General features: G+C 66.0%; 13 protein-coding genes. 6 read left to right on the top strand and 7 right to left on the bottom strand.

Annotation, left to right across the window (positions count from 1 at the left end; translation table 11 throughout):
* Positions 1-39: 39 nt before the first annotated feature.
* Genes C380_RS11195 through C380_RS11210 form a run of 4 tightly spaced genes read left to right on the top strand, consistent with a single transcriptional unit; the run spans position 40 to position 5,204 of the window.
* Positions 40-1,404 carry a D-serine ammonia-lyase gene (locus C380_RS11195; protein ID WP_015013962.1) on the top strand — a complete coding sequence of 455 codons (1,365 nt, stop codon included), beginning with the start codon at positions 40-42 and terminating at the stop codon, positions 1,402-1,404.
* 57 nt (positions 1,405-1,461) lie between these two features.
* A complete protein-coding gene (locus tag C380_RS11200) occupies positions 1,462-2,448 on the top strand; it encodes a tripartite tricarboxylate transporter substrate binding protein (RefSeq protein WP_015013963.1) in 987 nt (328 codons plus the stop codon).
* 34 nt (positions 2,449-2,482) lie between these two features.
* Positions 2,483-4,045, top strand: coding sequence for an amidase (locus C380_RS11205; RefSeq protein WP_015013964.1), 1,563 nt, complete (start codon positions 2,483-2,485; stop codon positions 4,043-4,045).
* A gap of 13 nt (positions 4,046-4,058) precedes the next feature.
* On the top strand, positions 4,059-5,204 hold the full coding sequence (locus C380_RS11210) for an FAD-binding oxidoreductase (protein ID WP_015013965.1): 1,146 nt from the start codon (positions 4,059-4,061) through the stop codon (positions 5,202-5,204).
* 37 nt (positions 5,205-5,241) lie between these two features.
* Here C380_RS11210 and C380_RS11215 read toward each other — a convergent pair whose 3' ends face one another.
* The 3 genes from C380_RS11215 to C380_RS11225 all read right to left on the bottom strand — a co-directional run bounded on the left by C380_RS11215 (position 5,242) and on the right by C380_RS11225 (position 7,711).
* Positions 5,242-5,457, bottom strand: a complete 216-nt coding sequence (locus C380_RS11215; protein ID WP_015013966.1) for a YjfB family protein — start codon at positions 5,455-5,457, stop codon at positions 5,242-5,244.
* 102 nt (positions 5,458-5,559) lie between these two features.
* Positions 5,560-6,975: a dihydrolipoyl dehydrogenase gene (locus C380_RS11220; RefSeq protein WP_015013967.1), complete on the bottom strand. Its 1,416-nt coding sequence runs from the start codon at positions 6,973-6,975 to the stop codon at positions 5,560-5,562.
* 142 nt (positions 6,976-7,117) lie between these two features.
* A complete protein-coding gene (locus C380_RS11225) occupies positions 7,118-7,711 on the bottom strand; it encodes a YigZ family protein (protein ID WP_015013968.1) in 594 nt (197 codons plus the stop codon).
* 226 nt (positions 7,712-7,937) lie between these two features.
* Here C380_RS11225 and C380_RS11230 point away from each other — a divergent pair, with 226 nt between their 5' ends.
* On the top strand, positions 7,938-8,141 hold the full coding sequence (locus tag C380_RS11230) for a hypothetical protein (RefSeq protein WP_015013969.1): 204 nt from the start codon (positions 7,938-7,940) through the stop codon (positions 8,139-8,141).
* Between the two features lie 46 nt (positions 8,142-8,187).
* Here C380_RS11230 and C380_RS11235 read toward each other — a convergent pair whose 3' ends face one another.
* Both C380_RS11235 and C380_RS11240 read right to left on the bottom strand, forming a co-directional pair.
* Positions 8,188-8,730 carry a GNAT family N-acetyltransferase gene (locus C380_RS11235; RefSeq protein WP_015013970.1) on the bottom strand — a complete coding sequence of 181 codons (543 nt, stop codon included), beginning with the start codon at positions 8,728-8,730 and terminating at the stop codon, positions 8,188-8,190.
* 62 nt (positions 8,731-8,792) lie between these two features.
* Entirely contained in the window at positions 8,793-9,755 is a 963-nt protein-coding gene (locus C380_RS11240) for a bifunctional helix-turn-helix transcriptional regulator/GNAT family N-acetyltransferase (protein ID WP_015013971.1), read from the bottom strand.
* A gap of 191 nt (positions 9,756-9,946) precedes the next feature.
* Between C380_RS11240 and C380_RS11245 the strand changes: the two genes are divergently transcribed.
* Positions 9,947-12,358 carry a YgiQ family radical SAM protein gene (locus C380_RS11245; RefSeq protein ID WP_015013972.1) on the top strand — a complete coding sequence of 804 codons (2,412 nt, stop codon included), beginning with the start codon at positions 9,947-9,949 and terminating at the stop codon, positions 12,356-12,358.
* 125 nt (positions 12,359-12,483) lie between these two features.
* Here the strand turns inward: C380_RS11245 and C380_RS11250 are convergent, their stop codons facing one another.
* Positions 12,484-12,945 (bottom strand): hypothetical protein, encoded by a 462-nt coding sequence (locus C380_RS11250; protein ID WP_015013973.1) that lies wholly within the window; start codon positions 12,943-12,945, stop codon positions 12,484-12,486.
* A 193-nt stretch (positions 12,946-13,138) separates the two neighbouring features.
* A complete protein-coding gene (locus C380_RS11255) occupies positions 13,139-13,849 on the bottom strand; it encodes a cold shock and DUF1294 domain-containing protein (protein ID WP_015013974.1) in 711 nt (236 codons plus the stop codon).
* Positions 13,850-13,863: the final 14 nt, after the last annotated feature.

Genomic DNA, 13,863 nt, shown 5'->3' on the forward strand with positions numbered 1-13,863 from the left:
GCGAAGAATGAGGGCAACACTCTTCGAGACACAGATGCCATGACGACTGCCGAGACCCAACCTGCCTTGGATGCCTTGCTGGCTGCCCGTTTGCGCAATGCCCAGCCTGCTTTGTGGACCAACGCAGCCCGGGAGGTGCAGCCTGCCGCAGCGATGTCCGCATTGGGCAGGACTATTAGTCTGGATGATACGAAAGGGGCGGCGGCGCGTTTGGCGCGTTTTGCCGGGCTGCTGGCCCAGGTGTTCCCCGAGCTAGCCGCAACAGGTGGCGTGGTGGAGTCGCCCCTGCTGCCCGCTACGGCGCTGCAGCTCGCATTGGGCATGGCCGAGGGGCAAGGCCGACTGTTCATCAAGGCCGACCACAGCCTGCCCGTCGCCGGCTCCATCAAGGCCCGGGGTGGCATGCACGAGGTGCTGGAGTTTGCCGAGGGGCTGGCGCTGCAGCATGGGCTGGTGCAGCCCGGCGGTGACTACCGCGCGCTGGCGACGCCGCAGGCGCGCGAGGTGCTGGGCCGCTACCAGGTGGCGGTGGGTTCTACCGGCAACCTGGGCATGAGCATTGGTGTGGTGGCGTCGGCCCTGGGCTTTCAGGCCACGGTGCACATGTCGGCCGATGCCAAGGACTGGAAGAAAGACCGTCTGCGAAAGCGTGGTGTGCAGGTGGTGGAACACGCGGGCGACTACGAGCGCGCCGTGGCCGCAGGCCGTGCCGAGGCGGCCAGCAACCCGCTGTGCCACTTTGTGGACGACGAGCAATCGTTCTCGCTGCTGCTGGGCTACAGCGCGGCGGCGCTGCATCTACAAAAGCAACTGGCAGAGCAAGGTGTGGCGGTGGATGCCGAGCACCCGCTCATCGTCTACCTGCCGTGTGGTGTGGGCGGCGCGCCCGCAGGCATCACCTTTGGCCTGCGGCACGTGCTGGGGCCGCATGTGCACTGCTTCTTTGCGGAGCCGGTGCAGTCGCCATGCTTCATGGTGCAAATGATGGCCGATGCAACGCAAGGTGTGGGGCAGCACCCCTCGGTCTACGACTGGGGCCTGACCAACCGCACCGAGGCCGATGGCCTGGCCGTGCCGCGTGCATCGCTGCTGGCGGCCGAGCTGATGCGGCCGCTGCTGTCAGGCGTGTTCACCGTGGCCGACGACACCCTGTTTGCGCACCTGGTGCGGGTGCTGGACGCCTTGGGCGAGCGCATCGAGCCCTCGGCCGCCGCAGGCTTTAGCGGCCCAGCCATATTGACGGGCACCACCGCCGGGCAGGCCTGGCTGCGCAGCACGGGCATCGACGCGGTGTTGCCCCAGGCCACCCACCTGGTGTGGACCACGGGCGGCCTGCTGGTGCCCGATGCGCAGTACCAGGGCTTTGTACAGCGCGGGCGGGCCGTGCTGGCTGCGCAGGCCTGATGGCTGAGCACCTTCTTTTCTCTTCTTTCTCCTCACTTTCTTATCTGGAGCCACGCCATGAACCGCAAGCAACTGCTTTTGTCTGCCGCCGTCTGTGCCGTCCTGGGCGCCACTGCGTGGGCCCCGGCCATGGCGCAGGAGGCTGCCTTCCCCACCAAGCCGATCACGCTGGTGATTCCGTTCCCGCCCGGTGGTGCTACCGATGTACTGGGGCGGTTGATCGGCAAAAAGCTGGGCGACAAGCTGGGCCAGAGCGTGGTGATTGACAACCGCGCCGGTGCAGGCACGGTGATTGGTGCGACGTCGGTGGCGCGGGCAGCCCCCGATGGCTACACGCTGCTCATGAGCTCGGGCACCACCTTCACCGTCAATCCTGCGGTGCGCGCCAAGCTGCCCTACGACCCGGTCAAGAGCTTTGAGCCCATCGGCATCACGGGCCGCACGGGCTTGATCCTGCTGGCCAACAAGGATGTGCCTGCCAACGACCTGAAGCAGTTTGTGGCCCTGGTGAAGGCGGCTCCCGACAAGTATTCGTATGGCTCGTTCGGCACGGGCACCACGTCGCAGTTTGCGGGCGAGATGTTCTTCCACGCAGCGGGCCTCAAGATCCAGCATGTGCCCTACAAGGGCAGTGCGCCCGCCATGACCGACCTGCTCGGTGGGCAGATTCCGTTCACTGTCGATACCGTGTCGGCCGCGCTGCCGCAGCTCAAGGACGGCAAGATCAAGGCCATTGCGGTGACGTCTGGCAAGCGCTCGGCCCTGCTGCCCAAGGTGCCCACGCTGGCCGAGAGTGGCTACCCGGGCCTGGAGATGGACACCTGGCTGGCCATGGTGGCGCCGCGTGGGCTGCCACCGGCGGTGAAGTCGCGGCTGGAGCTGGCGCTGGCCCAGGTGGTGTCAGACCCCGAGACGCGTGACAAGATGATCGCGGTAGGGTTCGAGCCGTCCTATGCTTCGTCCAAGGTGTTGGCCGAGCTGATCGACAAGGAGTTGCCGCTGATGCGCGCCATTGCACAGCGTGCCGCCATCACCGCAGACTGAACCCGTGGGACCAGAACAAGGAGACAAGCCCGAGATGACCACCACAAACCCCCAAGCCCTGGTTGAGCTGACGGCCAACGAACTGCGCCACTGCATTGGCACGCGCGAGATTTCGCCGGTGGAGCTGCTCGACGCGTGCATTGAACGCATCGAGGCCGTGAACCCGCATGTGAATGCCGTCACCGCCACCTGCTACGACCGCGCCCGCACCGAGGCCAAGGCGGCCGAGCGGGCGGTGCTGCGCGGCGAGCCGCTGGGCCTGCTGCATGGCCTGCCCATGGGCGTGAAGGACCTGGAGGCCACGGCGGGCCTGCTGACCACCTACGGATCGCAGATCTACCGCGAACACATTCCGGCCGAGGACAACGTGCTGGTGGCACGCCTGCGCGCAGCGGGCGCCATCGTCACCGGCAAGACCAACATCCCCGAAATGGGTGCGGGCGCCAATTCGCGCAACACCGTGTGGGGTGCCACGGGCAACCCGTTCAACCCGAACCTGAACGCCGGGGGGTCGTCGGGCGGCTCGGCCGCTGCGCTGGCGTGCGACATGCTGCCGGTGTGCACGGGCTCGGACACGGGCGGGTCGCTGCGCATTCCGGCGTCCATTTGTGGTGTGGTGGGTTTCAGGCCCTCGCCCGGCGTGGTGCCCAGCTCGCGCAAGCTGCTGGGCTGGACGCCGATTTCGGTGGTTGGCCCCATGGGCCGCACGGTGGAAGAGGCCTGCCTGCAACTGGCCGCATCGGCGGGCATGTCGCCCGGCGACCCGCTGAGCTACCCGCTGGACCCGATGAGTTTCTTGCTGCCTGAAACCGTGGACCTGAGCCGCCTGCGCGTGGCCACCACCGAGGACTTTGGCGCCTGCGCTGTGGACAACGGCATCCGCGCCGTGTTCCGCAACAAGGTGCGAGCCATGAAGCACGTGTTTGCGCGTTGCGACGCCATCGACATCGATCTGGGCGATGTGCACCGCTGCTTTGACGTGCTGCGCGCCGAGGCCTTTGTGGCCAGCACGCGCGAGGCCTATGAGCGCGACCCCGCCAGCCTGGGCCCCAACACCCGCGCCAATTACGAAATGGGCGCCGCCATGACGCTGCTGGACAGCGCCTGGGCGCAGGCAGAGCAGACACGCATCCTGGCGCGGTTCCAGAAGTTGTACGAGGACTACGACATCATCCTCGCGCCCACCACGCCGGTATCGCCGTTTGCGTGGACCGAGCTGTTTGCCAGCCACATCAACGGCGAGCCGCAGGCCAACTATTACCGCTGGCTGGCGCTCACGTATGTGACCACGCTCACCACCCACCCGGCACTCAGCCTGCCGTGCGGGCTGGACGACGCCGGCATGCCGTTTGGCCTGCAGATCGTGGGGCGCTTCCGTGCCGACCGCCACACGCTGGGCGTGGGGCATGCGCTGGAGCAGGCGTTCAAGGGCATTGCCGGGCTGGCGCGCCCACGCCCTGACATGGCCAAGCTGATGCAGACGCGCGCCGAACCCGCGCTGACCTCCATCGTGACCGTGGCACCCGACCCCCGCGATGCCCGCAGCCTGCCGCGTGACGACCGTGCGGCATCGGCAGCGCAGGTGTCGGCCGTTTGAGCAGGAGGAGCAGATGCAAACCGTAGACACCATCGTCATCGGCGCGGGCATTGCCGGGGCCTCCGTGGCCTGGCAACTGGTACAGCCCGGCGCCGGAGGGCAGGGCGCCAGCGTGCTGCTGCTGGAGCGGGAATCGCAGCCCGGCTACCACACCACCGGCCGCTCGGCCGCGCTCTACATGGTGACCTATGGCACGCCCAACATCCAGGCGCTGACCCGGGCCAGCCGCGCGTTTTACGATGCGCCGCCGCCTGAGTTTGGCGCCGACCCCATCCTCTCGCCCCGGGGCGTGGTCTATGTGGCCGGGCCCGACCAGCTGGACTTGCTGAAACAAACCTACGAGGAAGCGCACGCCACCTCGCCCAATGTGCAGTGGGTGGGGCATGCCGAGCTGCTGGCGATGCTGCCTTGCATGAAGCCCGAGGCTGTGGCCGCAGGCATGAGCGAGCCCGAGGCGGCGGACATCGACGTGAACGCCCTGCACCAGGGCTACCTGCGCGGCCTGCGCCAGCGTGGCGGCCAGGTGCTGACCCACGCCGAGGTCACGGCCGTGCGTCGCGAAGGCACTGTGTGGCAGGTGACGCTGGCCGATGGGCGGGTGTTTGCCGCCCCCACCCTCGTCAACGCTGCGGGCGCCTGGGCCGATGTGGTGGCGGGCCTGGCAGGCGTGCCGCCGATCGGGCTGGAGCCACGCCGCCGCACGGCGTTCACCTTCCCCGTGCCAGAGGGCATGGACGCCACCCACTGGCCGGCCGTGATCGGCATCGACGAAAGCTTTTACTTCAAGCCCGATGCGGGGCAACTGCTGGGCTCACCGGCCAATGCGGACCCCACGCACCCGCACGATGTGGTACCCGAAGAGCTGGACGTGGCCACCGGGATCTATCACATCGAGGAAATGACCCGCTTCCAGATCCGCCGCCCGTCACACACCTGGGCCGGGCTGCGCTCGTTTGTGCCGGATGGCGACATGGTGATTGGCTGGGACAACCATGTGCCCGGCTTCTTCTGGCTGGCCGGGCAGGGCGGATATGGGATTCAGAGCGCGGCGGGCGCCTCGTTGCTGGCGCGGCAGCTGCTGCGCGGCGAGCCGCTGGCCGACGAGCTGGTGCGCGAGGGCGTGGGTGTGGAAGGGCTGTCGCCCGCGCGTTTGCGCTGAGCCGCCAGAGCCGAGAGAGAGGAGGGGGCTCAGCCCCTCAGGCGAACGTGTTGACGTTGGTCCCCAGCGTACCGCTGGTGGCCAGCTGAGGCTGGGGCATGGACTGCTGCATGGCGTCGATCATGGTGGCGGCCGATACTGCCTGCATGTCGAGCGCCTTTTTCAGCACCACCATGTTCAGGGCGTCGGACGTCTTGGCGCTGGCCAGGCTGGTAGCGGTGTTGACGATGCTGTTGGTCAGGGCGACGTCCATGGTGACTCCTTGGGGCAATGGTGGTTTATCGGCACTACAAAAGCGAGCTTGAGGGTTGTTACATGTGCAGGGGGCGGTGAAGCTGCGCTGTTCTGCATTGCCTTAGTCCAGCGCAGGCACCCCCAGGGCTGGGCAGGCGGCCAGGTCGGAGGTGCGGGCGTTCGGCAACTGTCGGGCTGCGTCGCGCAAGGCGGTGCGCAGGCCTTCTTCCAGCGTGGGGTGGTAGAACGGCATGCCCAAAAGATCATGCACGGTCAGCTGCTGCTGCACAGCCAGGGCCAGCAGGTGGGCGAGGTGCTCGCCATCGGGGGCGCACAACTCGGCACCCAGCAGGCGACCACTCGTATGGTCGGCATAAACGCACAGGCGTCCCTGGTTGCGCTGCGCGGTGCGGGCGCGGCCCTGGTTTGCGTAGCTTGCGGTGCCAGTGATGGTGCTGTGCGGGTCCATGTCGGCCACGCGCGGCCCCACCACCGCCACGTTGGGGTCGGCGAACACGATGGAGAGCAAGGTGCGGCGCCGAAAGCGCGTGGGCGTGGGGGCCAGTGCGTTCAGGCCCGCAATGTGACCCTCATCGGCCGCCTCGTGCAGTAACGGGGTGTGGGTGTTGGCGTCGCCCGCCAAAAACACCGGCAGGCCGCCAATCTGTTGGGTTTGCGGGTCTACGGTGGGCAAACCGCGCGCATCCAGGGGCACGCCCAGCGTCTCCAGGCCCAGGTGTTCGATGTTGGGCACTCGGCCCATCGCGGCGATGACCTGGTCCACCACCACACGGTTGGCGCCACTCGCCACCTCGATGCCTCCGGGCACCTCGCGCAGCTGCGCGTTAGCGCCCATGTGCAGCACCATGTCTTGTTTCAGCAGAGCGGCCAGTTCGGCATTGAGCGTGGGATCGCTCAGCCCGGCCAGCGTGTGGCCGGTGGTGAATGCCGCCACCTCAAGGCCCAGCCGCGCCAGGGCTTGCGACAGCTCCACCCCGATCGGTCCCATGCCGATCACTGCAACGCGGGGGCTGAGACTGGGTTGCTCGAACAAGGTGTCGGTGGTGAGCATGCGGTCGCCAAACGCCAGCCATTCATCGGGCACGCGGGGGCGTGACCCCGTGGCAATGATGATGCTGCGTGTGGCGTAAGCCGTGCCGTCGATGTCCACCGCACGTGGCCCCAGCAGCGTTGCACGCCCTGACCTCTGGGCGCTGCCCAGCCCGTCGGTGGCCTGGGTGGCGCCTGCCACGAAGTCATCGCGCAGTGCGCGCACGCGCTGCAGCACGGCAGGCAGGTCGGCGGTCAGAGCACTCGCGCCGCGCAGACCGAATTCCTCAAAAGTGTGGCGGCGGTGGAAGGCGTTGGCTGCCTCGATCAGCGCTTTGGACGGCATGCAGCCCACGCGGGCGCAGGTGGTGCCCCAGGGGCCTTCGTTCACGATGAGGTAGCGATCGGTGCGCTTGCGCACTTCACGCAAGGCGGCCAGACCCGCCGTGCCGGCGCCGATGATGATGGTGTCGAGCGGTTGGGGCATGGGGCTCTTTCGGAGTCGGAAAAGCCGGAGTGTGTAGCGTGAACGGCCCCAACGCTGTAGGCATGCACGCCGTTTTACGACGACGCTGTGGGGGGCTTGCCGGGGCGCTTCCCAACCCTTTGTATGAAGGCGTAGCCCGGGGTCAGGCCTCGACATCCGACCAGCCCACGCGGCCTTGCCCGTGGTCGTTGATGCGTTGCACAAAGGGTGCCGCTTGTGTCTGGGGCAGCCGCAGTTGCAAGGTGACCAGGGTGCCATGCTGCACATCCACCAGTTCGGCGCCTGCCGCCTCGATTTCTCGGCGCAGCAAGCCCTCCAGGGCATAGGGCACCTGGCATTGCAGGGTGGTCATGCGCTGCAGCGTGACCTTGGGGGCGGTGAGCAGCGCCTGGGCAATGGTGTCGGTGTAGGCGCGCACCAGGCCGCCCGCGCCCAGCTTGACCCCGCCAAAATAGCGCACCACAGTGGCCAGCACGCCTTCCAGGTCCTGGTGGCGCAGCACGTCCAGCATGGGGCGGCCGGCAGTGCCTCCGGGCTCGCCATCGTCCACTGCCGCCGACTGGCCGCCCGCCAGCAGGGCCCAGCAGATGTGGGCGGCGCCAGGGTGCTGCTTCCACAAGGCATCGACGGCGGCCTGGGCGCTGGCGCGGTCGGCCATGGGTTGCACGCAGCCGATGAAGCGGCTTTTCTTGATGATGAGTTCGCTGTGCGCCGGGGCGGCCAGAGTCTGGGGCATGGGGCAGCGAGTTTACGGCGAGCGCGTTGGGTGCTTGCATCGGGCTGTGTTTGACGGAAGTCACAGTCCTGACCCTGAAGGGTATGGATAGACACCAATCGTGCCGCGAATGTGCGTTCTGTCACACACACCTTAGGCGTGCGTTCCTACACTGCGGACTTGTTGCTGTGGCCTACGCTGTTGCTACGCATTTGAAAGCACCCGGGCCATCAGAAAAGGAACCGCCATGTTTGCCACTTCGCTCTCTGCACCTTTGCCTACCTCCCTCGCCAGCCATCTGTTTGGCCGTTTCATTGCTCCCCCCGGCTCCTCGGCAGCGAGCCCTGGTGCGGTGGCATCGGCCGGCGCAATGCCCAGCGCGATGGACGAGCAGGACGACGAAGCGATGCCGGATTTGGCTCAGCGCGTGCGGGAAATTGGCGAGTGGTGATACGGCGCCCTGCGTGATGTGACAAGCCACGCAGTGGACCGAATGTTTAGTCGGTGTTGTCCACGCCGCCTTGTTGATCTAGGTCGCGTGCCATGAGCACGCTGGTGTAGTTGGTCAAAGGGCGCCAGTCGCACTCGCCCACCACCCGGTAACCCCAGGATTCATACATTGCTATCAAAGCGGTAGCGGGTTGTGCAGTGTCCAAAGCCATCACTCGGGCGCCTGCCTTGCGGGCATAGTCCAGGGCATAGGCGTGCAACTGTTTGCCGTAGCCCCGGCCTTTGGCGTCGGGGGTGATGCAGAACTGGCACAAGGACCACACTGCGGGGTCGCGGTACAGGGGTACGGTGGACTCGGGTTGCGGCGGTCGCAGCGTGGCGGTGCCCACATAGTCGTCTCCATCCAGCATCACCAGCCCCGTGCCAGAAGCAAATCGCTTGGCTGTGTCTTCCACGGACTGGTGGGTGCCCCAGTAGCGCAGGCCCCGCTGCGCGTGGGGTGCGTATGCGGAGTGGATGAGGGCGGTCAGCCGAGCCAAGTCATCGGCGGCCGTGACGGGGCGAATCAAAAGCGGATCGGACAAAGTCATCGAGATGCTCCGTGGCCTCGCGTTGGGCGTTGCTGGTCAGGCAGCGGGTTGCGTAGCCTCATTCAAAGCTTCAGCTCCCAGGTTTCTCCCACCAATTGCTGACCAAAGCCTTCATAGGGCTCGGTCTTGACCAACTGAAAACCCCGTTGCGCATAGATACCGCGCGCCGCCGTCAGGCAGCTGTTGGTCCACAGCACCATCTTTTTGTAACCTTTTGCACGTGCAAAGGCAATGCACTCGTCGGTCAGGCGGGCGCCCAGGCCGAGGCCTCGCGCTTTGGGGCTGAGGATCAGCATGCGCAACTGTGCCGTGGTGGGCGATTTGCGCACCACAAATACGGAGCCCACGCGCTCGCCGTCCAGTTCGGCGATCCAGGCCTTCTCCCACGCGGGCTGAAACTTGCGCAGAAACTGCGCCGCGATGTCTGCCACCAAAGCCTCAAACCGGTTGTCCCAGCCATACTCGCGCCAATAGATCTCGCCATGCTGCTGCACCACCCAGCCCATGTCGCCGGGCAGGGGATCGCGCAGAACGGCGACGCGCGTGCCGTCCGCCGCGTTGGAGGGGGCGGACAGCAGGGTTTCGATCCGCTCCATGGCCTCCACCACCTCTTGGCGCCGCGCCGGGGGCAAGGGCGCGAGCAGTGCGGCGGCCTCGTCGCGCGAGCGCTGCTGCAGCGGCTCGAACACCTCGCGCCCAGCGGCGGTGAGCGTGACCAGGCTTTGCCGGGCGTCCTTGGCGCTGGCGTGGCGTTCTATCCACCCTGACTGTTCAAAACGCCGCAGTATCCGGCTCATGTACCCACCGTCCAGGCCCAGCTCCCGCGCGAGTTCGCTGGCCACGGGTGCCTCGCGGTGGGCCAGTTCATACAACACGCGCACATCGGTCAATGACAGCTTGCTGCCCAGGTATGGGTCCAGCACGCCAATGCGGCGGGTGATGAAGCGGTTGAAGCGGCGCACGGCCTTCACCGCGTTTGGGGGCACGGGGGTGGGGCCGGAAGGGGCGGGGGCAACGTTGCTCATGAATGCTTTTGTCAGTTAATTAATTGACAAAGGCAAGTATATGCTTGATGGTCATCAAACCTGTATCAGTGAGGGGCAAGGGCTACCAAGGGGACAAAAACCGTCTGCCAACGTAAAATCACGGGTTATCCACCACAGACGCGCCCTCCAAAGGCCCCCATCGCACCGGGGGCGGCCGCGACCCCCTTTGCATGAACGCCCCCGTTGACGTCTCCTTTTTTGCGCGCGCCGCAAAGCCCTTGACCAGCTACCGTCCGTACTGGGCCAAGCGCTTTGGCACGGCCCCGTTCCTGCCAATGAGCCGCGCCGAGATGGAGAAACTGGGCTGGGACAGCTGCGACATCATCCTGGTGACGGGCGACGCGTATGTGGACCACCCCAGCTTCGGCATGGCCGTGATCGGCCGCACGCTGGAAGCCCAGGGCTTTCGCGTGGGGATCATCGCCCAGCCTGACTGGCAGAGCGCCGAGCCCTTCAAGGTGCTGGGCAAGCCCAACCTGTTCTGGGGCGTGACGGCGGGCAACATGGATTCGATGATCAACCGGTACACCGCCGACCGGAAGATCCGCAGCGATGACGCCTACACCCCCGGCGACGTGGGCGGCAAGCGCCCCGACCGCGCCGCCATCGTCTACAGCCAGCGCTGCCGTGAGGCCTACAAAGACGTGCCCATCATCCTGGGCGGCATCGAAGGCAGCCTGCGCCGCATCGCCCACTACGACTACTGGAGCGACAAGGTGCGCCGCTCCATCGTGGTGGATAGCAAGTGCGACCTGCTGCTGTACGGCAATGCCGAGCGTGCGCTGGTCGAGGTGGCCCACCGCATTGCTGCGCGCGAGCCGGTCGAGAAAATCACCGATGTGCGCGGCACGGCTTTTGTGCGCCGCCCGGACGACGAAAGCGGCAAGGGTTGGTTCGAGATCGACTCCACCACGGTGGACGAGCCCGGCCGTGTGGAAGCCCACATCAACCCCTACATGACCACCAGCGAGCAGGCCGCCGCGCAAGGCAGTACCTGCAGCAAAGACGGCGGAAGTGCTACTGATTCTGTAGCGGTTGCCGCAGATAGCACTAGCACTACCGACCAAAACAGCCCTAATCCCGCCATCCAGCCGATCCAGTTCGTTCCCAACCCCGCGCTCAAGGTCAAGCTCAAGGTCCCTCCGCGCGAGAAGACCGTGATCCGCCTGCCCAGCTACGAGCAGGTCAAAAGCGACCCCGTACTCTACGCCCACGCCAACCGTGTGCTGCATCTGGAGACCAACCCCGGCAACGCCCGCGCCCTGGTGCAGGCGCATGGCGAAGGCGCCACGGCGCGCGATGTGTGGATCAACCCGCCGCCCATCCCGCTGACCACGGCCGAGATGGACCATGTGTTCGATCTGCCCTACGCGCGTGGCCCGCACCCCAGCTACGCCGATGAGAACGGCAGCCATGACGGCGCGACGAAGATCCCCGCCTGGGAGATGATTCGCTTCTCGATCAACATCATGCGTGGCTGCTTTGGCGGCTGCACCTTCTGCTCCATCACCGAGCACGAGGGGCGCATCATCCAGAGCCGCTCCGAGGATTCGATCATTCAGGAGATCGAAGACATCCGCGACAAGGTCAAGGGCTTCACCGGCACCATCTCCGACCTGGGCGGCCCCACTGCCAACATGTACCGCCTGGGCTGCCGCAGCCCCGAGATCGAGGCCGCCTGCCGCAAGCCCAGCTGCGTGTACCCCGGCATCTGCCAGAACCTCACCACCGACCACGGCCCGCTGATCAAGATCTACCGCCGTGGCCGCGCATTGAAGGGCATCAAGAAGATCCTCATTGGATCGGGCCTGCGCTATGACCTGGCCGTGAAGTCGCCTGAGTACGTGAAGGAGCTGGTACAGCACCACGTGGGGGGCTACCTCAAGATCGCGCCCGAGCACACCGAGCAGGGCCCGCTCACCAAGATGATGAAGCCGGGCATCGGCAGCTATGACAAGTTCAAGCAGATGTTCGAGAAGTTCAGCGAAGAGGCGGGCAAGAAGCAGTTCCTGATCCCGTACTTCATCGCCGCACATCCGGGCACCAGCGACGAGGACATGATGAACCTCGCCATCTGGCTGAAAAAGAACGGCTTTCGCGCGGACCAGGTGCAGACGTTCTACCCGAGCCCCATGGCCACGGCCACGGCCATGTATCACTCCGGCCGCAACACCCTCACCAAGGTGCGTCGCCAGATGCGCGACGAGGCCGAGGAATCGGTGGACATCGTGCGCGGCGAAAAACGCCGCCGCCTGCACAAGGCCTTCCTGCGCTACCACGACCCGAACAACTGGCCGCTGCTGCGTGAGGCGCTCAAAGCCATGGGCCGGGCGGATTTGATTGGCAACGGCAAGCACCACCTGATCCCTACCTTCCAGCCCTTGACGGACGGCGGGTACCAGAGCGCGCGTCGCAAGAACTCCACGCCCACAGGCGCGAAGGCCGCAACGGCTGCACCCGTCAAGCAGGTCAAGCCCATGAAGCCCGGTCAACCGCAGAAGGGCCGCATCCTGACCCAGCACACTGGTTTGCCACCGCGCGTTACGGGCGCCGCCAAGCCGTCCGCACGCAAGCCGCGTTGAGATCGATGGCGGCAGCCGCAGTCCATTGACAGTGGGCGCGATGGATGAAACGCCGAAAGGCTCTCTGACAAGTCGCTAGCCGCTATGAACCGGCCCCTACGGCTGCAGTGCGATTTTGTGGAGCCTTAACCTTCTGCCGCGTGGGTGCCCACCACCACCGACTGCGGGCCAGCGCTGGCGGGCTGCGAGATCAGGTCTTCGATGATGAAGGTGCGGTAGTAGAACGCCGTGACTGCACCTTCGGACGCAATGGCGTTCACCACGCTGTCGGCTTCGTCTTTGTCTGCCATGGCGATCAGCAGGCCGTGGTGCCCGGTGCCCGCCAGGTCGGCAATGCGCCGCACCATGTCGCCTTCGGCCCCCACGGAGGGGAGCGGCGCATCCGCCGTACCCAGCGTGTGCACAATTTCTTGCAGGATGACCTCGGGGCTGGCGTACGCAATATCGCCCTGGTGGCTTGCCGCCTGCAGCGCGAGCGCTGCCTGGCGCGTGCAGTCTTCATCGGGGAACAGTGCGAACACCTGGCCGGTGGGGTAGAAGATGCCGCCCATGTTGGTCATGGACGAATCAAGGACGAAGGGTTTCATGGACATCTCCCAAGGTGTTTCAGACCTTGGGATTGAAACCGGGTGCCTGTAAACACTGTGTAGGTCTGTGGGCTGTCTTTGCGTCAGCCTGCGGTGCGCTGTTGTAGATCAGGGCTCGCTGATGTGCAAAAAGTGCCTGTTGCGCTAGTGCTTCATGGCTTCTTTGCTATCAAATTTTGGTGCAACGGCGGCACTACAACCCGCGCAACCAACCGCCCAGCCAAGCGACCACCGCCGCGCAGTGCAATACCACGGCCGCCCAATACACCGCGCGGAACTCTGCCTTGCGCGACTTGTGCCGCAGCCATTGCTGGGCAAACCATGCGCCCGGCCAGCCGCCCGCCAGGCTCAACAGGTGCAGGTGGCTCTCTTTGGTGCGCCACTGGCCGTTTTGCGCGGCGCTTTTGTCCATGGCGTAGACCAGAAAGGTCAGGAGGTTGACGCCTATGGCGGCGCCCAGCACCCACCAGGGCAGCCGGCCTGCCCAGAGGCCCCAAGCCACCAGACCCACCCAGCCCAGCATCAGCAGGTGTATCAGCGCTGAACCAGCAGCGTTGGGCGGCTGGCTGGACGTTGCAGGGCGTTTGCGTGGGGCAGGCTGTGTCTGACTTGCGCGCTGCGCAGGCGTACGCCGTGTTGGGTGCGGAGATGTTGACTGCGTGCGCGCTGGGCTCTGGGGCTGGAAGGCTCCAACGGTTGGAGCCACAGGCAACACGGCCATAGCCCGGGGCCCCTTGCCGCCCACGTGAATCTCTTCGTACACGACGGCAAGCCCTTCACGCGGCGGGGTGCTGCCCCGGTAGTCCCGCACATGAAAAAACACATCGGCAGACGTGTCCGGGCTGCGGATAAAGCCAAAGGCGCGGCTGGCGTCCCAGCGGACGACGGTGCCTTGCTTCTGCATCGGTCAGCGCGCCT

The sequence above is a fragment of the Acidovorax sp. KKS102 genome, assembly GCF_000302535.1.
Taxonomy (GTDB): Bacteria; Pseudomonadota; Gammaproteobacteria; order Burkholderiales; family Burkholderiaceae_C; genus Acidovorax.